This window comes from Planctomycetaceae bacterium (assembly GCA_039680605.1).
GTDB lineage: Bacteria > Planctomycetota > Phycisphaerae > SM23-33 > SM23-33 > JAJFUU01.
Map to the genome: position 1 here is coordinate 1 of JBDKTA010000045.1, position 20,405 is coordinate 20,405.

Consider the following 20,405-nt stretch of genomic DNA (forward strand, 5'->3'; position numbering starts at 1 on the left):
CGTCGCCGTCGGCGTTAATCTGAAAAACAGACTGTCCATGCGCCCCGCTTCGCTAGTTTTCTGTAAGTCTTTTCGCTCAAAATACCTCTGCGGCCTCTGCGATCTCCGCGGTGAAATATCCGGGCTAGTCCTTCGCTGCCCCCAGGCACAGCAAGCGCCCGTCGGCCAGGGCCACGTAGACGTTGCCATAGGCCGCGGCCAGACCTTCCGTCACGGGAGGGGCCGGCAGTTCCACACGGGCGATCTCCTTGCGATGGGACATCGAGGCGACCCACAGAACGTTCACGCCGGCCTGCGTCCCGGCGGCGATGACGGCATCGCCCGCCGCGATCATCGCCGTGGGGGTGAACCCGCCCGGGGCGGGAATCGTCCAACGCGGCGCCTCGTCCAGCGTGAAGGCCGCCACGGACGCCTCGCCGCGCCGAGCACCGTCGCGGAAGACGATGGCTCCCTGCCCGTCGAGCAGCGCCAGGCGACCCTTGGGGCCGCGAGCCTCGGAGGTCTCCTGCCGCTCAAGCTGGACGACCTGCTGGCCGCTGCCGTGTCGCCCCGGACCGGCAGGCTGGCTCCAACTGACATCCAGAAAACCACCTTTGACCGTGGAGATGGCCGTTGCCGCCGGCAGATCCTTCATCGCAACCCTCCGGCCGGTGCCCGCGTCGAGCAGCCATGCGGTGTGGCCCAGGCGGACAGCGCTGCCGACGCTGACGGGAACATCCGCTTCGCAATCGCGTGCGGCGAGGCCGGTGAGCCCTTCCGCGCTCCAGGGCGTGCGCCAGAGCACCTGCCCGTCGGTCAGACCCAGCGCCATGGCGATCATGCCCGGCTGCAGACCGCTGTGGCGTCCGGCGGCAACGATCACCCGCCCGTCCCGCACCAGGACGCCGCCGGGCGCCGGCCAGGGCGATTCGAGTTGGCCTTGGGCGACGATGCGCATCTCGGCCGGCGCCACGCGGCGGCGCCACGCCAGCGTGCCATCTGTCAAAGCCAGGGCATAGACGTATCCGTCAGCGCAGCCGAAGACGCACCGGCCGGCGGCGATGGTTGGGGGCATGTGGATCCGTCCGCCGGCGGTGAATGTCCATCGCGTCTGACCGGTTCGGGCGTCCACGGCGGCGACGCGGTGCGAGTCGCGCAGGGCCACGACGACCGTTCCCCCGCCGACCACCGGCGGCGTCAGGCGTCCGCCGTTGAAGGGGTTCTCGCTCCAGTCGCGCACGAGCCACTGCGGCGGGGCCTGGTCCTCGAGCTGGGCCTGCCATCGCACGGCCAGCGGCAGGGTAATGCCTTCGTGCGTGACGCCGCTGCGCGAGCCGTCGCGGCGAAACGTCGGCCAGGGCTCGTCGGCGCCCGCCCCCGCCGCGGCGGCGAAGGCTGGGCCGCTTTCCAGCGGCGACTCGTCGACCGCCACCGCCTGCGAGGAAAACGCGGCGTATCCCCGCACCTGGGCGTAACAGACGCAGGACTTGGGATAGATGTACGTCAACGCGTTGCCCACCAGCGTCGCCGGGTCGGTCCTGCAGCCGTTGCGCCCGAACCGCACCGGCGTCAACTCGCCCGTGCGGGTGCTCGAAAATCCCATCGGCAGACCGCCGATGAGGTACTGCTCCGTCGCGGCCCCGCCGATCGAACACATCGCCGACGGGCACGCGCTGGTACGCTGCTTCTGGCCGCTGGCGACATCGAGCCCGTCCACGGCTCCTGAGTATCCAAGCCAGATCAGCCCGCCGGCGGCCACGGGATGAAAACCAATCGTCATGCGGGGATACTCCCAGACCTTGGCGCCGTCTTTGGCCGCATAGGCGCGGAACATCGCCCGGTCCTGTTTGCACAGGATCAGTCCCTGGTGGTAGAACAGCAGCCCGCCGGGGACCTTGTCGGCCGGTTGACCGAAGACCTTGTCGACCAGCGTCCACAACTCGCGTCCGTCGGCTGCATCCACCGCGAAGACCGCCTGCGCGGCATCCTGGCAGAAGACCTTGCCCTCGCCGCTGACGAGCACCAGCACCGGCTTCTCCCGCCCGCGCTGCCAGAGGAGTTTGCCGTCGGCGGCCTCGACGCACCCCAGGCCCTGCTCGCCGGCGAAGAAGAGCTTGCCGTCGACGAGGAGAAGGTCCTTGATGTTCTTGATCGGCGGATAGGTCCGCAGGACCTTGCCGCTGACGGCGTCTACCGCCGCCAGCACGCCGTCGGCCCCGGGCGTGTAAAGCAGCCCGCCGGCGACCGCGCTGACTTCCAGGCGGTACTGCTGGGGGCGGATCGGCAGGCCGTTAAAGGCGTCGCGGATGTACTCGCCGGGGTAGAAGTTGCGCCCGCCGCCGCTGAGGACCGCCCCCGCCCGCTGGCGGTGCGCCGGCCCGGTCAGCCACCGCAGCGACACCGGCGGCGCGACGTGCCTGTCCGCACTGACGGGGTTGCGAGACGCGTCGTGGCGACGCTGGGGCCACTCGTCCATCCCCCCAGGCCAGGGCTTGACCGCCCGGACCCATGCGGCTGCCGGCTCGGCCTGGGGGAAGCCGCCGGCTTTGACCGCCGCCACTGTGCCCGGCGCCGCCCCTTGCCGCAGCAGGAGCGTTCCGTAGGGGGCCAGCACGCGGTGCATCTCGGCTACGCTCACCTCGCCCGCGCGCTCGACCACCAGCACGTTGACCAGGCTGTCGGCATAGGGCAGCCGCCCGCCGTTGAGGCGATCAAAGGAGACGCACCCGTGGAGCTTGCGGGCCGTAGCCGCCGCGCGCAGCTTCGCCACCGCCGCGTCGCCGCCGGCCAGTCCCTGGACGAGGTAGTTGCCGCCCCGGGCGATCTCGACCGCGGCTGCGGCGTCGTCGATGCCCACCAGCACGCACAGACCCTGCCTGATGTCCGGGTCCGACAGCACGGCCTTGGCCGTTTCGGCGCCCGAGGCTTTGACAGGCAAAACTGCCAGGATCAGCACCCCGGCCCACGATAGCGCTGCGATCCGTCGGTACATCAGGAGAACCTCTTGCGGATGATGATGTTCATGTTGGACCTTATCTAAAGAGTATCGCCGCCGGGCTCCCTGTCAAGCCGCCGAGGAAAATGTCCCACCGCTGCCGCGTCGACAGTATAAACGTGTGTCGTCGCGATTGCCTCATTACGAAAGGTCTCTCATGAGCAATGGATTATGCGCGATTGTGCTGCTGATGCTGATGCTGAACGGCTGTGCCGCGCGGGCTCCGAAGGAATTTGATGCAACTTATGGCAATGGCTCGCGGCAGTTGGTCGTGGCAACCGGAAGCCCCGGTGAACTGGGCCTGCTCAAAGTGCTCGCCGAGGAGTTTTCAAAGGACAATGACGTTGCGGTTTGCTGGCGAAAGGCCGGTACCGGCGATTCGCTGCGGTTGCTTCACGACCGCAAGGCCGACGTCGTCATGGTCCACGGCCCGGCGGAGGAGAAGAAGGCTGTCAGCGAAGGCTGGGCAGTTCATCGGACCTTGATCGGGTCCAATGAGTTCTACCTGGTCGGTCCGCACGAGGACCCGGCCAAGGTTCAATCCACCAACAGTGTGGCTGAGGCTTTTGCGAGAATCGCCCGGTCGCGAGCGAAATTCTTCTCTCGGGCCGACAACTCCGGCACGCATAAGAAAGAGATGGCGATCTGGCAGAAGACCCGCATCGTGCCGGCCGGCGACTGGTACGTGCCTACGAAGTCCTTCATGATCGCCTCGTTGATGCGGGCCAACGACGAACGGGGCTACTTCTTGACCGACAGCAGCACGTGGATCGCCTGCCGGGACCGGGCCGCGAACCTCAAGATTGTCCTCAAGGGCGACCCCTTCATCGTCAACGTCTACCACGCCTACCGTCAGCCGGCACAGCCCGGATCGGCCCAGAGCCCAGCCGCAGAGTTTCTGGACTTCCTGGCCTGCGAAAAGGCGCAGAAGACCATCCGCGAGTTCGGCAGAGATCGCTACGGCGAAGGGCTCTACAACGACGCCGACTATGCCAGGAAGTTCGAGTAACCCCACAGGCCGGTTTGGCATCCCGCGTCGAGGATAGAATAACCGGACGGCGCGGCGGCATGGGTCCAGTGGGGGATCGGCATGGGCGGCAATTCACAATCTTCGGTTTCGGCGCGGACGGCTCTGATTCTATGGGCGGTGGCGGCGCTGGTCGTCGTGGTCCTGGCGGTGGTCCATGCGGCCGCACAGGTCCTTCTGCTGACCTTCGCCGGGGTCCTGCTGGGCACGTCGCTGCGCGGCTTGGCGCTGGTCGTTTCGCGCACGTTCCATTGGCCGGTCGGGTGGAGCCTGGCGGGCTGCCTGGTCGCGTTGGCGGCCTTGATCGTCGGCGTGGGGTTCTGGATCGGGCCTAACATCGCCAATCAGGGCGCGGTGTTGGCCGAAGAACTGGAAAACGCCTACCGGAGCCTGCAGGACAATGCGCCGGGAATAGCCGACAGCGTCTTCGGCGTCACTAGCAGCGTCGCCGAGCAGGCCGGACAGTACGCGGTCAAGGCCGCAGGTCTGCTGGCGTCGGCGCTGGGCGTGATCGGCTCGATGGTGTTCGTGTTCTTTATCGCCATTTACCTTGCGGTCGGGCCGGGGCAGTACAGCCAGGGCGTGGTGCGCCTGGTTCCGCCGTCGCGGCGACAGGAGGCCGGGGACCTTTTGGAGAGTCTTGCCACCACGCTGCGCCGCTGGCTGCTGGGGCGGCTGGTTTCGATGACGGCCGTGGGGCTGGCGACGACGTTGGGCTTATGGGCGCTGGGGATTCCACTGCCGGTGACTTTGGGACTGCTGGCGGGCCTGCTGGGCTTCGTGCCGAATATTGGCCCGCTGGTATCGGCCGTGCCGGCGGTTCTGCTGGCCCTGACGGTCAGCTTGTGGCACGGCGTGTATGTCGGGATTCTATACATGGGAGTCAACCTCGCCGACGGATACCTCCTGACGCCATGGGTGCAGAAGCGGGCGGTCTCGCTGCCGCCGGCGCTGATCCTGATCGCTCAGGTGGTTTTCGGCGCTCTATGGGGCGTGCTGGGCGTGATGCTGGCCACGCCGATCATGGCCTGCCTGATCGTCCTGGTGCGCAGACTCTATGTCGAAGGCGCGCTGGAGAAACCCCCGCGCGGGGCGGCATAGGTGCGGGGCGATCATATTGGGGGCGATGCGTGATGGCGGCTATCTTCTTCAGCGGTTGGGATGGGTCAAGGGCCCGCAGGGTGATGACGCCTGAGCCGCCGCCACTCATGGCGTGGGTCCGATACTGCGAATCGTCAGGACCTGTGGGCGGCTCAATGCCGAATCACTGTCGTCGGCGATTTCAATTATCGACGACGGCGTGCATGAGGCATGGGCGAGACGCCCATGCTACTCACGGGCGAGACGCCCGTGCTACGAGCCCGGCTCGCGGTTCCGTTAGCGCGTGGCGTTGCCTAACGCCGTGAGTTGCTCCAGGCCGTCGGCCTGGAGGTGGCCGTTGGGTTCGATGCCGGTGTCCCAGGTGATGACGGCGCCGCGGTCATTCAGGTACTTGGTGTAGCCGATGACCAGCTCGGTGGGAAAGCGCAGGGGCGAGCGGCCCCAGAAGGCGCCCAGGTGCGTGAGGATGTGATACTGCGCGGCGTCGATGAAGCGGGTTACCTGGCGGAGCTGGCCGTCGGTCATCCGCGTGCCCAGGGGCAGCAGGTGGCCGACTTCGCCGGCGGTGAAGTCCTCGTACTCGCTGTGCGTCAGGATGGGCGTCTCCAGCCCGCCGTTGAGGGCGACGATCGAATCCGGATTGCCGGCCTTGAGGGCGGCGACGAGGCTCTTGTAGTTGGGCTCGGTGTCGCTGCGGTAGATGTGCTCGGGCCAGTAGCAGGCGTCGACCCACCAGCCATGCACCTTCTTGCCCCAGCGAAGCGAGAACTCGCGGATGACGGCTTCCCAGTTCTGCATGAACTCGACCGGCCGGCGGGCGGGGCGGACGGCGTTGCCCTCGACGCCCCAGCCGAGGGTCTGGCCGTCGATCCAGCGGAGCTTCTTGAGCATGTACGCGTCGCCGATCCCGCAGGCGGGAATGTACGCCATCATGCGGATGTCGTGCGGCGCCAGCGCGTCGGCGATGTCGGCGATCAGGTCGCGCTTCGAGCAGTAGCTCTCGGCCGGCGAAGTCTCCAGCAGCTCATCAAGTGCGCGGCAGGGGCCCATGAACTTGCCGTGCCCGTGCGTGAGGGTGATGAAGAAGTACTTCGCCTGCGCCTCGACGAGCTGCTCGACCAGGCCGCCCACGTCGAAGCGGTCGATCTGCTCGTTCCAGGAGGCGAAGCCCGGCTCGGGCGAGTAGTGGCAGAAGACGCCCCACTTGGCGGCGCTGAACCAGTCGGTGTTCATCGTTTTCACTGGTCGATTCCTTCTTCATCTAACAACTGGAAAAACCGAGGACGAGGACGAGGACGACGACGAGGACGAGAAACCAATCGCGCCATCCATCCATCCATACATCGCTTCAAGGCAGCGTCTGCTTGTATCGCTCGACCAGATCGGCCGGCGGATCGAAATCTTTCATCGCGATGGGGCGGCGTTCCAGGGCGCTTTGGTAGAGCGCCAGCACCACCGCCCACTCGTGCAGCGAACGCTTGAGGTTCGTGCCGGCCGGCGTGCCGGTCTCGAGCCAGGCGAACATCGCCTTGTGGAAGGCGGTCTGCTCGACGATCCAGTTGGCGCCGAACTGGGCGCCGTCGACGTAGCACAGGCCGCTTTCGGTCTTGTCGCCGGCGACGATTTCCCACTTGCCGAACTGCTGCCACTCGACGCGGCCGTTCTCGCAGTACGCTCCGCCGCGCACGTGCTGATAGGTGGTGTTGGGGTCGCGGCAGACGGGGCTGACCGGCCCGCTGGTCCACAGGGCCTTGATGCCGTTCTCCAGCGAGAGCTGGGCGACGGTGGCCTGCGGGGCGGGGTGGCCGGTGTCGTGTACGTCCCAGCCCCAGGCGTTGCCGAACACTTCCGTCACGGCAGGGTCGCCCACCAGGCTCAGACCGTAGTTGAGCGTGTGCGTGCCCTGGCCGGCGATGTTCATCCCGGCAGAGAGGTGTACGTGCAGCGGCTTGCCCAGTCGCCCGCTCGCCACGGCGCGGCGGCAGGTTTCCAGATGCTCGTTCCATCGCGTCTGGTGGCAGACGGCGAACTTGGTCTTGGTCCGGGCCTGGAGTTCGCACAGGGCCCGCCAGTCGGGCACGGCCGTGGCGACGGGTTTTTCCACCGTGCATAGCGGCACGTTGGCGTCGGAGACGATGGTCATCATCTCGACGCGGATGTTCGGCCACGTGACGATGTGGACGATATCGGGCTTCTCTTTGGCGAGCATCTCGGCGGCGTCGGCGTAGGCCTTGATGCCGAAGTCTTTCGCGAAGGCATCGCGGCGGTTGGGCGTGGGGGCGCAGCAGGCGACGACCTTGGCGTTGGGGATGGTTTCGTACGCGCGGACATGGTCGCGGGCGCGGCCGCCGCATCCGATTACTGCTGCTTTGTACATCTTGCTTTCCTTAAAAAGAGAAAACCGACGACGAGGACGAGGACGAGGACGAAAGACAACTGCTTAGTCAGCGCCCCAACATTCCATCATTCCACTATTCCATAGCATCGCGCCCATGGCGACCCGCTGCGCGTGTCGCCATGCCACCCGTTACCAGGGGTGCAGCACAATCTTGCCGCACTGGCCGGTCAACTGCAGTTCCCACGCCTTGCCTACGTCTGACATCGGGAAGGTGTGGGTGATGAGCGTGTTGAGCTTGTCGGTGCTGTCGGCGATCAGTTTCATGATCAGCGGGGCGTCGGCCATGCTCCAGTGCCACTGGCCGTGCAGGCTGATGCCCTTGCGGATCATGTCGTTGCTGATGCGGATGGTCAGGTCGCCGGCCTCGCCGACGAAGCACGCCTGGCCGCGGCGTTTGAGGGCGTCGATCATCAGGCGCTGGGCCTGCGGAACGCCGGAGCAGTCGACGGCCTTGTCGATCCCGCCGCCGCTGAGGTCGAGGATCTGCTGCAGGGCGTCATCTTTAGACGGATCGACGACCGCCGCGGCGCCAAGCTTCCTGGCCAGGTTGGCGCGATAGGGGTTGGTGTCGACGGCGATGACCTTGGCGCCGCAATAGACGGCGTTGATCACGCCGCCCAGGCCGACGGGGCCCAGGCCGGTGATCAGCACCGTGTCGAAGGCGCCGGCGTTCATGCGCTGCATAGCGCCGAACGTCGGGCCGATCCCGCAGCAGGCCATCGACGCGTGGTCGTAGCTCATGCCCTCGGGGATCGGCAGGAGCATCCAGTCGCTCTTGAGCAGGTACTGGGCGTACGTGGCGTTGCCCGCGCCGGAGCCGGTCAGGGCCACCGGGTCGATCCCGCTCTGGCAGTGGATGTACTGCCCGGCCAGGCAGTGCGGGCACTGGCCGCAGGGCGAGAGGGGCATGACGACGACTCGGTCGCCGACGCTGACCTTGCCCGGCTGGGCGACCTGCACGACTTCGCCGGCGGCCTCGTGGCCGAGGCAGTCGCCGCCCCATCCGGCGGCATAAGCCTTGTACTCGGTACACATGGGGGCCGCGTGGACCTTGACGACCACGATATCGCCGGCGGGCCTGGGATCGGGTTTGTCAACCAGGCTGCACTGCCTGGGACCGGTGATGGCTGCGACTTTCATCTCTTATGCCTTTGAAAAGAAAAAACCGACGACGACGAGGACGAGGACGAACAACATCCATTCATCCATTCATCCATCCATCCATCCATCCATCCATCCATCCCTACCGCGGGCCCATGGCGACCCGCGATGAAACTGCGTGTCGCCATGCCACCCATCCACTCATCCATCCATCTACCCATCCATGGCGACCCGCGATGAAACTGCGTGTCGCCATGCCACCCTCTACTCACCACTCACCACTCACCACTCACCACTCACAACTGCTTCATACGACTATCGTGCAGTTCCAGACTGCGCAGCCGCACGGGGCCGTCGGCCTCGAGCACGCGGAAGATCATTTTGTTGCGCCGCACGAGGGGGAACTGGCAGATGGCCTTGTGGCCGATGGTCTGGCCTTCGTACAGCGGGATGCCCGGCGGCACGGGGAACTCGATACGAAAGCGCTTGACGTGCTGGCCGTGCGCGAGGTCTTCCTGGATGATCGCATGATCAACGTCGACCAGGCCGTTGATCTTGAACGACCAGACGTTGGGCTCGGTCTGCTCGAAGTCCTTGAGCGTGGCGACAGGCGTGCCGAAGCGCCGGCGGACTTCCGCCCCAAACTCGATCAGGCGGTTGGCGTCCGCGTCGGGCAGCAGGCCGCGGCGGTCGGGGCCGACGTTGATCAGCAGGTTGCACCCGCGCCCGACCGAGCAGTAATACATGCCCATCAGCACGTCCAGGGGCTTGACGGTGTGCTCGTCCTTGTCGCTATAGAACCAGTTGTACCCGCGCAGGCGGCAGTCGCACTCGGCGGGCAGATAGCGTAATTCGTTGCCCGCAAGGCGCATCGTCGGGTCGCCGGGGACGTCCTGGAGATTGAGCGTGTTCCACACCGGCAGCGGCGCGAAGCCTTCCTCGTTGCCGATCCAGCGCATGTCAGGGTCGCCCATGTTGAAGATCAGCAGATTGGGCTGCATGCGCCGCATCTCGCCGATCAGGCGCGGCCAATCGTACTGGTGGCCGTCGCTGCCGCAGCCGTCGAACCACACCAGGTCGATCTGCCCGTACTGCCCGCCCATGAGCTCGCTGACCTGCTTGAGGAAGAAATCATCGTAGGCTTTGGGGTCGGCCTTAAACTTGCCGCCGGTCCACTGCGCGGGTGAGTAGTACAAGCCCACGGCCAATCCCTCCGCGCGGAACGCTTCCATGTACTCGGCGATCACATCGCCGCGCCCGTTCTTCCACGGGCTGGAGGCGACGGAAAACTCGGTACATTTCGAGGGCCAGTTGGCGAAGCCGTCGTGGTGCTTGGCCGTCAGGACGGCGTACTTCATGCCGGCCTGTCTGGCCACCGCGGCCCATTGGCGCGGGTCGAACTGCGTGGGCATGAAGCTGTCGGCCGACATGGGTTTGTCGTCCCAGTCGAGGTGTCCTTCGTTGAAGGTCCGCACTCCGAAGTGCAGGAACAGGCCCAGCTCCCAGTTGTGGAACTCAAGCTGACGCGGCGTGGGCAGAACGGAATCGGTCATCGACGCTCCTCTCAGCGTTAAGGCAGGCGATGAGTGTACCGCCGCGGGCGGTCGTGTCAAGAAGGGTCATCCGGCGGAGGTGCAACGTCCATGGGGGAAAGTTGTCGCAGGCACGCGATGTCCGGCGCAAGTGCCTCGGCCGCAGCTTTCCCGCCCGGAGTTTCGTCGAACGTCTTGCGGCACGAATGTGTTATATCTGGGTGAAGAAACGCTGCAGTGGCGCCAGCCCTTTTGCCCCAGACGAATGCGAGGTTCCGATGCGATGGTTGACGATCGCCGTGCTCGTTGCCCTGGCCGGTGCGGCCCGGGCGGAAGACTGGCCGACATACCGCCATGACGCCCAGCGGTCGGGCTTCACGGCTGACAAGGTCGCGATGCCGCTGGTGGAGCACTGGGTGTTCGCATCGGCCCTGGCGCCGTCGCCGGCGTGGTCGGACCCGCCCGCCGAAGCCATCGAAGGTTCGCTCGAGCGCCCGCGGATGCGGTTCGACGACGCGTTTCACGTGGCGGCGGCGGGGGGCAAAGTGTTCTTCGGTTCATCGAGCGAGAACAAGATTTACGCCATCGACGCGGCTGGCGGGAACATCGTCTGGCAGTTCTACACCGACGGGCCGGTGCGGATGGCCCCGACGGTTGCCGGCGGCAAGCTCTACGCCGGCAGCGACGACGGGTACGTGTACTGCCTCGACGCCCAGAGCGGCAAAGAGCTCTGGCGCTTCCAGGCAGCGCCCGAAACGCAGACCGTCGTCGGCGCGGGCAAGGTCACGTCGTTGTGGCCGGTGCGCACCGGCGTGGTGGTCGTGGGCGGCGCGGCGTATTTCGGCGCGGGGATATTTCCGGCAGAGGGCTGCTTCGTCTACGCGGTCGATGCCAACACGGGCAAGCAGCTCTGGGTGAATAATTCCTTCACCGACGGCGGCCAGGCCAACCGCTCGCCGCAGGGGTATCTGCTGGCGTCGGCCGACCGGCTCGTGTTCCCGACGGGGCGGACGATGCCGATGGTCTTCGACCGCGCCGGCGGAGAGCTGCAGTTTCAGCCGGTGATCTGGCGCGTCAACGGCCTGGCCGGCGGCACGAACAACGTGCTTGACGGCGGGACGGTCATCACGGCTGCCGAGCAGATATTCGCCTGGAACCTGGCCAACGGCAAGAATGCCTATGGCGAAGGGCGTCAGCAGCGCATGCCGGGCGAGGGCTCGCGGCCGCTGGCGGTGGGGGCCGACCGCTTCTTTTCGCTCAACGGGATGGAGGCCTTCGCCACCGACCGCGCCCGCTGGACCAAGGCCATCGGCCTGCCCAACACGCACGACGTGTACCGCCAGGCACTCGATGCCCTGCCCGGGCAGATCGAGCAGGCCCGCAAGGCCGGCAAGACGGCCGACGTGGCGAAGTTCGAGAAACAGCAGGTCGAGTTTAAAGGCGTGCTGGAGAAGTTGAAGACGGATTTCGACCAACTGACGCTGTGGCATTTCCCCTGCAAGGCAGACGACGCGATTATCGCCACGCCGGACTGGGCGTTCATTGCCGATGGGGATGAGGTTTTCGCCGTCGGGGCCGCCGATGGCAAGAAAGCCTGGTCGGCGAAGGTACACGGTCGGGCGCGGGGGTTGGCGGTGGCGGGCGGGCGGCTGTACGTCAGCACCGACAAAGGCAGCGTGCATTGCTTCGCAAGCGCAGCGGCGCCGCAGAAGGCGCCGGCGGCGCAAGCGCCCGCGAAAGGCGGGGATGCATCCCAGCAAGCTGTCTCGCAGATTGTTACTGACGGTGCGCCCACGCGCGGTTTCGCGCTGGTTGCGGGAGTCAGCGCCGATTTCGCCGTCGCCCTGGCGCGGGCGAGCGAGTTGACCATTTACATGATCGCGGTCGACGAGAAATCCGCCGCCGATGCGCGGGCGGCGTTGACAGATGCGGGACTGTACGGTCGCGTGATCGTGCGTGTCGCCGCGCCCGCGCAGGTTCCCATGCCCGATTATTTCGCCAATCTGATCGTCAGCGACGGCGCGGCGATTGGGCCGCAGGAAATTCTGCGCACGCTCAAGCCTTGTGGCGGGCGGGCGTATGTCGCCGGCGGCGACGCGCTGGGGCAGACGAAGCTGAAGGTCGAGAAGGTCGGCCTGTACGAGCGTGCCATCCGCGGCGAACTGCCCGGGGCGGGGGCGTGGTCGGCGCAGTACGGCAATATGGCCAACACCGCCTGCAGCGGCGACGACCTGGTGCGCGGGCCCATGAGCGTGCTGTGGTTCGGCCCGCCGGGACCGGCCCAGGTGCCCAATCGCCATGAGTTTGCGGCCTCGCCGCTGAGCGTGGGCGGGCGGCTGCTGGTGCCCGGTCCGGACTCGCTGGCCGCGTACGACGTGTATAACGGTCTGTTCCTGTGGTCGAGAAAGCTGCCCGATTTCCCGCGGCATCCGCTGATCGACGGGATCCCCGGCGGGTATGTCGCGGATGCGGATAACATCTTTATCGCACAGGGCGCTTCCTGCCTGCGACTCGATGCAGCCACGGGCAAGACGCTGGCGACATTCGCACTGCCCGGCGGCGGGGAGGTGCCCAAGGGGCAGGCGGCGCCCGTCTGGGGCTACGTCGGCTGCAGTGGCGGCGTGTTGTACGGCACGCGCGGCAGCCTGCGCGAGGCGGACTTGATATTCGCCTACGACGTCGCCGGCGGCAAGCTGCTCTGGCAGCGCAGCGTCGTGCGGGCGAATCCGGATAACGTGTGCATTGCCGAGGGCAAGCTGTTCTTTGTGGACCGCGGCGTGACGGCCGAGCAGATCGCCCAGGCCACCCAAGACGTGACCAAGGCGCCCGCGCCCGACCGGCGCGGCGACACTTCGGCCGACGTGCGGCGCGTCGTTGCGCTCGACGCGGCAACGGGCAAGGAACTCTGGCAGAGCCCGCAGTATCTTTCGGAGACCGTCAGCGTCGGGCGGCACAACGTGCGCGGGCGGCCGCTGGGCGTCTTCGGAACCATCGTCGGCGGCGACCTGATCGTCCAGGCCAGCAACGGCGTGGTGCTGCTGTGCGGTCAACCTTGGAACGGGCACTTCTGGACGCAGTTCGTCCGCGGCGAGTTCGACCGCCGCAGCCTCATCGCCCTGTCGGCCGCCGACGGCAAGAGGCTCTGGTCCGGCCGCAAGGGCTACCGCAGCCGCCCGCTGATCGTGGGGGACATGGTGATCGCCGAACCGTGGGCGCACGATCTCAAGACCGGCAAGCAGATCATGCGCAAGCACCCGGTGACCGGCGTCGAGAGCCCCTGGCAATTCTGCCGCCCGGGTCATCACTGCGGGGCCGTCTCGGCAGCGAACCACATGCTGACCTTCCGCTCGGGCAGCATCGCCCTGTATGACCTGGAGTCGGATTTTGGGACCGCGCACTTCGGCGGACAGCGCCTGGCGTGCTGGATCAATGCCGTCGCGGCAGGGGGCGTGCTGGCGATTCCCGAGGGCAGCAACGGGTGCGCGTGCCCGTACGGCGTGCAGACGACGGTGGTATTCAAGCCCGCCGCCTCGCAGCGGTTGTGGGGCATCTTCTCGGCGGCCGGGGCGATGACCCCGGTGAAACATCTGGCGATCAACTTCGGCGCCCCCGGCGACCGGCGCGACGCCAACGGCGTGCTGTGGCTGGCGTACCCGCGGCCGACGATGACGCTGATCCCGCGCATCGATTACAGCGACTCGCTGATTTTGAAGTTCGGCCTGGGGGTCAAGCTGCCGCGCCGCGGCGGCGGGCTGTTCAACGAGAGCCCGCAGGCCTGGGACGACAAGGGCTCTGGCGTTTCGATGATCTGCGCCTCGGGCGTGCAGGGTGTGGACAGCATCACCTTGCCGCTGGGCGGGGTGCAGCGGGCGTACACCGTGCGGCTTTACTTCGCCGAGCCCCAGGACATCGCCCCCGGCCAGCGCGTGATCGACGTGAGCCTGCAGGGCAAGAAAGTTCTTGCCGCGCTGGACATCGCGAAGGAAACTGGCGGCCGCCGCAAGGGGCTGGTCAAGGAGTTCAAAGGCATCCAGGCCGGCGGCGAGTTGTCGATCGGCCTTGAAGCGACGAAAGGCCAGCCGCTGCTGTGCGGCGTGGAAGTTGTGGCTGAGTGATAGAAGAAGATCCTAGATCCTAGATCCTCGATCCTAGGAATGGGATCCCGAGGACCGAGGATCGAGGACCTAGGATCTTATCTATGAAAGAGCAACTGCAGCGAGTCCGAACGCCGAACAAAGTCCCGCGGCTGGTCGTCGCGCCGTCGTACGTCAAGGGGGCCTTCGACAGCCACGCCGTCGACTGCCCGAGCCTGTTCAGCCATGGCGGGCGGCACTACATGAGCTTCGTCGGCTGGGACACCATCGGCTACCGCACGGGGTTGGCCGTCTCGGACGACCTGCTCAACTGGACGAAGGAAGGGCTGATTCTCGGCCGCGGCCCGGCGGGCTCGCCCACCGAGTTCAACGCGGCGATGACCGGCGTGTTGCGCGACAACGCGTTGTTTGGCAGCGGGGCGGCGAAGAAAGTCGGCGGGCGATTCGTCGGCACGTATCACGCGTACCCCCAGCCGGGCTACGAGACCGGTCCGGCGATCATCGGCCTGTGCTTCAGCGACGACCTGCGCAAGTGGGAAGTTTCGCCGCCGGTTCTGACGCCGGGCAAACCCGGCGGGTGGGACAGCGGCGGGCTCTACAAGAGTTGGATCATGGAAGACGCCGGCACGTACTACCTATTCTACAACGCCAAGACCGACGCCGGCTGGCCGTGGCGCGAGCAGACGGGCGTGGCGATCTCGACGGACCTGCAGCGCTGGGAGAAGTACGCGGGCAATCCGATCCTGCCTGTCGGCGGGCCCGGCTCGATCGACGAGGTCTTCGCCAGCGACCCGGTGGTGGTGCGCGACGGCGATACGTGGGTGATGTTCTATTACACGCTGGACGCCAAAGCCGTCGCCCGCGATACGGTGGCGTTCTCGAAGGACCTGCTGCACTGGGAGAAGTCCAACGAGGTGCTGATCGACGTCGGCCCGCCCGGCAGCATTGACAGCCGCTATGCCCACAAGCCCGGCATCGCCTCGGCCGGCGGCAGGCTCTATCATTATTACTGCGCCCTCGCCCCGGCGGCCAATCCCAAGATGGGCCAGATCGAGCACGGCGAAGTGCGCGGCATCAGTGTGGCAACCAGTTGAGGATCGCTCCATGTTCTGCGTCTGCCGCGGCGATAGCGATCTGGTGAGAGTTCTGGGCGATTCCGGCGCCGCGTTCCGGCACGCTGCCGACGCGGCTGACGCCGTCGCCCAGGCCGCCGCGGGCGAGGGCGTTTTGATCCTCGCCGACGACTATCCGCAGCGACAGAGGGAAATTTCCGCTGACCTTCTGGATGCTGCCCGTGATAAATCGCTCCGCCTGTACATCGAGTTCCCCGCGTCGCTGCCGGGCCTGGAATGCGGTCAGATGCGCAGCACGGAGTGGGAGCGAGGCGTCGTCGCCTCCGACGCTTTTGCGCCGGACCTGGAGAGGCTGAGCATCCTGGCGATTCACGGCTGCCGCTTTGCACCAGTCGACGCCGCTTCGGTCACGCCGCACATTGTCGTGGCTCGTGTGGCCGGGTTCGACCGCGCCGTCTTTGGTCTGCCCCCGGTCGACAAGATCTGGCCGGTCCTGTTTGAGCACGATGGGATGCTTGTGGCATCGACGCGGCTCAGCGGATTCGTCACCGGGCGCTTTGCCCCGGCTGGAGCGTGGCGGGCGATCTGGGCATGGATCGTTCGCTGGGCGGGGGCAGGGGACGTGGATCTGCGATGGACGCCGACCGTGAGGGCGTCGCTGGGGAAGGATGAAGCGCTGGATGGTTCCGTCCAGCGTCGGGCCATGGCCCGCGGGGCGGACTGGTTCACCAACGCCAGGCTGTTCATCCACCCCTCGTGGGCGGATCAGGCCGAGCGATACATGCTCGCCCCCGGCGCCGACACCGCGGCGCCCGGCCCGCGGGCGGAATGGCCCTGCGGCGACGGGCGGTGCGGCATGATCGAGGGCGCCCGCTCGTTCATCTATCCCGACGGCACGCAGATGTGGCGGTACATGCGCCGCAACGACTGCATGGGCGAGGCGGCCGGAGCAATGGCGATGGCGGGCAAAGCCCGCGACGATGCCGCCGGGCAGGCCATCGCCGCCAATCTGTGCGACCATATCTACACGCTGTCCAATCTCGCCCAGGGCCCGCGCGCCGAGCCTTCGTCGCCCTCGTACGGCCTGGTGCGGTGGTATCCCACCGACAACAACGGCGTCTACTACGGCGACGACAATGCCCGCTCCATGATGGGCACGATGCTGACAGCCGCCGTGCTCAAGAGCGATCGCTGGACCGAACCGCTGGCGCGGTGCCTGCTGGCGAACTTGCGCACGACGGGCCCGCAAGGCTTCCGGAGCGGCCGCCTGGATGAAGAGATGCTTCAGGAAAAAGGCTGGCGACATTTCTGGACGACCCCGCGGACGAACTTTGCCCCGCACTACGAAAGCTGGCTTTGGGCGTGCTTCCTCTGGGCGTATGCGCGCAGCGGGTATGAGCCGTTCAGGCAGCGGGCCTGCAATGCCATCGCCATGACGATGGACGCTTATCCCGACCAGTGGCACTGGACCAACGGCATCCAGCAGGAGCGGGCGCGCATGCTCCTGCCGCTGGCGTGGCGGGTCCGCGTCGACGACACGCCCGAGAACCGCCGGCAACTGCGATTCATGGCCGAGCAGCTCCTGGCGTTCCAGGATTCCTGCGGCGCCATCCGCGAAGAGATCGGCTCGGCCGGGCGCGGGGACTACGGCCCGCCGGCTAGCAACGAGGCCTACGGCACCAACGAGGCCACGCTCATCGCCGCCAACGGCGACCCGGTGTGCGACCTGCTTTACACGACCAACTTTGCATACGTGGGACTGCACGAGGCCGCCGCGGCCACCGGCGATTCGTATTTCATTGAGGCAGCCCAGCGGCTGACGGACTTTTTGCTGCGCATCCAGGTGCGCAGCGAGCGGCACCGCGAGCTTGACGGGGCATGGTTCCGGGCGTTCGACTATGGGCGATGGGACTACTGGGCCAGCAATGCCGATCTGGGCTGGGGCGTCTGGAGCATCGAGAGCGGTTGGACGCAGGCCTGGATCGTCTCGGTCCTGGCGATGCGCGAGATGAAGACGTCATTCTGGGACGTGACCGGCAAGGTCGACCTGCGCGGCCCAACGGCCGAATACGCCGCCGCCATGCTGGGCGGCGAGGACGATTGACTAAGCCGCTGAGGTCGCTGAGGACGCTGAGGTCGTAAGAAGATGGAAACTTCTTTCCTCTGCGTCCTCAGCGACCTCAGCGGCCATTTATAGTTCTCAGAAGGGACGAGTATGAAGGCGAAATACACCGAACTGGCCAGGCAGTATCGCACGACGCTGTTGGACGACGTGATTCCGTTCTGGACGAAGAACTCCATCGACCGCCAGTGCGGCGGGTTCTTTACTTGCCTCGACCGCGACGGCAGCGTGTACGACACCGACAAGTTCATCTGGCTGCAGGCGCGGCAGGTGTGGATCTTCTCCATGCTCTACAACCGCCTTGAACGCCGCCAGGAATGGCTGGACATCGCCCGCGGCGGGGCCGACTTCCTGCGAAAGCACGGCCACGACGACGGCGGCAACTGGTACTTCTCGCTCGCCCGCGACGGACGGCCGCTCGTGCAGCCGTACAACATCTTCTCCGACTGCTTCGCGGCGATGGCGTTTGGGCAGTTCGCCCTGGCCGGCGGCGATGACGAGGCCAAGCTTCTCGCGCATAAGACCTACGAAAACATCCTGCGCCGCAAGGCCAACCCCAAGGGCAAGTACGCCAAGGCGTATCCCGGCACGCGGCCGATGATGTCGCTGGCCGTGCCGATGATCCTGAGCAACCTGTGCCTGGAGCTGGAGTGGATGCTGCCGGCCGATTCGGTCGCCCAGACGGTCGAGATGTGCCTGCGCGAGGTCTTCACGCAGTTCCTGGACAAGGACCGCAACATCCTGCTGGAGAACGTGGCCCCGGACGGCACGCAGGTGGACAGCTTCGACGGGCGGCTGATCAACCCCGGCCACGGGATCGAGGCGATGTGGTTCGTGATGGACATCGCCGCGCGGCGCGGCGATGGCAAGCTGATCGAGCAGGCCGTCGACGTGATGCTGAGCATCCTCAAGTACGGCTGGGACGACCAGCACGGCGGCATCTTCTACTTTCTCGACAGCCAGGGCCATCCCCCCGACAAGCTCGAATGGGACCAGAAGCTCTGGTGGGTTCACCTCGAGACACTGGTGGCCCTGGCGATGGGCCATCGCCTCACCGGCCGGGCCGACTGCTGGACGTGGTACGAGAAGGTGCATCACTGGTCCTGGCCGCGCTTCGCCGACGGCAACTACGGCGAGTGGTTCGGCTACCTCAACCGCCGCGGCGAAGTGCTTCTCTGGCTCAAAGGCGGCAAGTGGAAAGGCTGCTTCCACGTCCCGCGAGCGATGTACATGTGCATGCGCGAGTTTGAAAAGCTGTCGGAGTAATGAGGGTGCGCAAGCGCGGCTTCATTCCGGGCATCTTCAACTATTGCGATCGCTGGTGCGTGAATCATTCATTCCCGCCGAAAGGTCTTGAGGAAGAAGGATGATTTCTTTGCGGCCTGTAAGGCCGTCGGCAAGACAGCCCAGGCCAGAGGCCCCAGGCCGGCGGCCTGGGTAACGGGTCCGCTGTGCCGCTCAGCCCTGAAGGGGCGATGCAAAATGAGGGCCTAAGCGGCGCCTTCAGTGTCTGTTCTTTGCATCGCTCTTACAGAGCTTCTACAGCAACCGGCATGCCCCCAGGGCGGCGCAACTCGCTGCGCTCGTCGCTCTGCCCTGGGCTGACTTGCCAGCGGCCTTTCAGGCCGCAACTACCACCCATTGCCTCAGCGTCCTCAGCGACCTCAGCGGCTCATCCATCCACCATCCATGCATCCATCCATCCATCCATCCATCCATCCATCCACCCATCCATCCACCCATCCATTGCTCCCGCGCCGGTTGCCCGTTAACATGCGCCCGCCTTGCCTTGATTACGGGAGAACGCCTGTGACGGAACTGCAACGCTTCAAAGCGGTGGTGCGATTCGAGCGGCCGGATTACTGGCCGCTGTATACGCTGGGCGGGCTGGGGTACATCCACGGCGGGGGGCTGGTCAATCTGCACCGCCAGGGCCTGCCCGCGGAGGTCAATGACGTCGAGGCCTGGTGCCGCTTCTTCGGGCAGGCGACGTTCGACCACCTGGCCGGGATCGGGGCCGACTGCCCGGGCGTCAAGACCGAGACCTGGCGCGAGGGCGGCTTTGAGTTTGTCCGCAGCGAGACCGGGGCCCTGACGCGGCAGGTGATCGACAACGACCTGGCGTACTCGATGCCGGACTTTATCGAGTTCGACGTGCGCGACCGCGCGTCGTGGGAGAAATACAAAGAGCTCACCACGCCGCGCCGCAAAGACCTGGCGCTGCTGGAGGACTGGAAGAAGCGGTTTGCCCATCGCAAGCGGCCGCTGATGGTCTGGGGCGGCGGCACGTGGGGCTGGGCTCGCCAGCTCATGGGCCCCGAGCGGGCGCTGCTGGCGGTGTACGACGACCCGGCGTTGCTGCAGGACATGATCGACCACTTTCTGTGGGTCATGGAAGAGTTCACGTTCCCCGTGCTCGAGGCCCTGAGGCCCGAGGCGATCCTCGGCTGGGAAGACTTCGCCTACAACCACGGGATGCTCATCAGCCCGGCGGCGTTCCGCAAGTTCTGCGCGAACTACTACCATCGCGTAGCCGAGGTGGCGTGGGACTGCGGGGCCGAGCTGCTCATCGTCGATTGCGACGGCAAGGTGGACGAGTTCTGCCCGCTGCTGGAGGAAGTCGGCTGGAACGGCAATTGGCCGCTGGAGCAGGTGTGCGGCAATCCGATCCTGGACTACCGCCGCCGCCAGAGCGACTTTGTTTTCGGCGGGGGGATCGAGAAGGAGATCGTCAACGTCGGCAGCAGCCCCGAACGCATCGAGCGCGAGCTCGTGCCCCGGATCCCCGAGATGCTCGAGCAGGGCGGCTTCATGCCGATGTTCGACCACGCCCTGCAGGTGGACGTGAGCTACGAGAATCTCTGCCGCTGCTTCACCCGCCTGCACGAAATCTGCGGCAGCCCGGAAGACCTGGGGGCGTTTCCTCGGATTTATTAACCGCAGAGGTCGCAGAGGACGCAGAGGGGGAGGAAGATGGGAATAA

General features: G+C 66.3%; 12 protein-coding genes. 7 read left to right on the plus strand and 5 right to left on the minus strand.

From position 1 onward, the window contains the following. Positions 1 to 124: 124 nt before the first annotated feature. A complete protein-coding gene (locus tag ABFD92_13775) occupies positions 125 to 2,971 on the minus strand; it encodes a PQQ-binding-like beta-propeller repeat protein (protein MEN6505607.1) in 2,847 nt (948 codons plus the stop codon). Positions 2,972 to 3,131: 160 nt separating this feature from the next. On the opposite strand from ABFD92_13775, the gene ABFD92_13780 reads away from it, so the two are divergent. Beyond that, positions 3,132 to 3,983: a substrate-binding domain-containing protein gene (locus ABFD92_13780; GenBank protein ID MEN6505608.1), complete on the plus strand. Its 852-nt coding sequence runs from the start codon at positions 3,132 to 3,134 to the stop codon at positions 3,981 to 3,983. 81 nt (positions 3,984 to 4,064) lie between these two features. Next, a complete protein-coding gene (locus tag ABFD92_13785; GenBank protein ID MEN6505609.1) occupies positions 4,065 to 5,102 on the plus strand; it encodes an AI-2E family transporter in 1,038 nt (345 codons plus the stop codon). A 276-nt stretch (positions 5,103 to 5,378) separates the two neighbouring features. Here ABFD92_13785 and ABFD92_13790 read toward each other — a convergent pair whose 3' ends face one another. From ABFD92_13790 to ABFD92_13805, 4 genes are all read right to left on the minus strand, one after another. Beyond that, a complete protein-coding gene (locus ABFD92_13790; GenBank protein ID MEN6505610.1) occupies positions 5,379 to 6,344 on the minus strand; it encodes a hypothetical protein in 966 nt (321 codons plus the stop codon). Between the two features lie 106 nt (positions 6,345 to 6,450). Next, on the minus strand, positions 6,451 to 7,479 hold the full coding sequence (locus ABFD92_13795; protein MEN6505611.1) for a Gfo/Idh/MocA family oxidoreductase: 1,029 nt from the start codon (positions 7,477 to 7,479) through the stop codon (positions 6,451 to 6,453). A 150-nt stretch (positions 7,480 to 7,629) separates the two neighbouring features. Continuing rightward, the gene (locus ABFD92_13800; GenBank protein ID MEN6505612.1) at positions 7,630 to 8,640 is read right to left on the minus strand and encodes a zinc-binding dehydrogenase; all 1,011 of its coding nucleotides are present in this window, start codon (positions 8,638 to 8,640) and stop codon (positions 7,630 to 7,632) included. A 257-nt stretch (positions 8,641 to 8,897) separates the two neighbouring features. Continuing rightward, positions 8,898 to 10,154, minus strand: coding sequence for an alpha-L-fucosidase (locus ABFD92_13805; GenBank protein ID MEN6505613.1), 1,257 nt, complete (start codon positions 10,152 to 10,154; stop codon positions 8,898 to 8,900). Between the two features lie 257 nt (positions 10,155 to 10,411). Here ABFD92_13805 and ABFD92_13810 point away from each other — a divergent pair, with 257 nt between their 5' ends. From ABFD92_13810 to ABFD92_13830, 5 genes are all read left to right on the plus strand, one after another. Then, a complete protein-coding gene (locus ABFD92_13810) occupies positions 10,412 to 14,248 on the plus strand; it encodes a PQQ-binding-like beta-propeller repeat protein (protein ID MEN6505614.1) in 3,837 nt (1,278 codons plus the stop codon). 83 nt (positions 14,249 to 14,331) lie between these two features. Then, a complete protein-coding gene (locus tag ABFD92_13815; GenBank protein MEN6505615.1) occupies positions 14,332 to 15,321 on the plus strand; it encodes a hypothetical protein in 990 nt (329 codons plus the stop codon). Between the two features lie 10 nt (positions 15,322 to 15,331). Beyond that, complete coding sequence (locus ABFD92_13820) at positions 15,332 to 17,404, plus strand: hypothetical protein (GenBank protein MEN6505616.1); 2,073 nt, start codon at positions 15,332 to 15,334, stop codon at positions 17,402 to 17,404. Positions 17,405 to 17,515: 111 nt separating this feature from the next. Next, on the plus strand, positions 17,516 to 18,688 hold the full coding sequence (locus ABFD92_13825; GenBank protein MEN6505617.1) for an AGE family epimerase/isomerase: 1,173 nt from the start codon (positions 17,516 to 17,518) through the stop codon (positions 18,686 to 18,688). Positions 18,689 to 19,231: 543 nt separating this feature from the next. Next, positions 19,232 to 20,359: a hypothetical protein gene (locus ABFD92_13830; GenBank protein MEN6505618.1), complete on the plus strand. Its 1,128-nt coding sequence runs from the start codon at positions 19,232 to 19,234 to the stop codon at positions 20,357 to 20,359. Positions 20,360 to 20,405 lie beyond the last annotated feature (46 nt).

Coding starts and splice junctions, on each gene's coding strand:
- ABFD92_13775 (MEN6505607.1), bottom strand. CDS start 2,971: ATGTACCGACGGATCGCAGCGCTATCGTGGGCCGGGGTGCTGATCCTG.
- ABFD92_13780 (MEN6505608.1), top strand. CDS start 3,132: ATGAGCAATGGATTATGCGCGATTGTGCTGCTGATGCTGATGCTGAAC.
- ABFD92_13785 (MEN6505609.1), top strand. CDS start 4,065: ATGGGCGGCAATTCACAATCTTCGGTTTCGGCGCGGACGGCTCTGATT.
- ABFD92_13795 (MEN6505611.1), bottom strand. CDS start 7,479: ATGTACAAAGCAGCAGTAATCGGATGCGGCGGCCGCGCCCGCGACCAT.
- ABFD92_13800 (MEN6505612.1), bottom strand. CDS start 8,640: ATGAAAGTCGCAGCCATCACCGGTCCCAGGCAGTGCAGCCTGGTTGAC.
- ABFD92_13805 (MEN6505613.1), bottom strand. CDS start 10,154: ATGACCGATTCCGTTCTGCCCACGCCGCGTCAGCTTGAGTTCCACAAC.
- ABFD92_13810 (MEN6505614.1), top strand. CDS start 10,412: ATGCGATGGTTGACGATCGCCGTGCTCGTTGCCCTGGCCGGTGCGGCC.
- ABFD92_13815 (MEN6505615.1), top strand. CDS start 14,332: ATGAAAGAGCAACTGCAGCGAGTCCGAACGCCGAACAAAGTCCCGCGG.
- ABFD92_13820 (MEN6505616.1), top strand. CDS start 15,332: ATGTTCTGCGTCTGCCGCGGCGATAGCGATCTGGTGAGAGTTCTGGGC.
- ABFD92_13825 (MEN6505617.1), top strand. CDS start 17,516: ATGAAGGCGAAATACACCGAACTGGCCAGGCAGTATCGCACGACGCTG.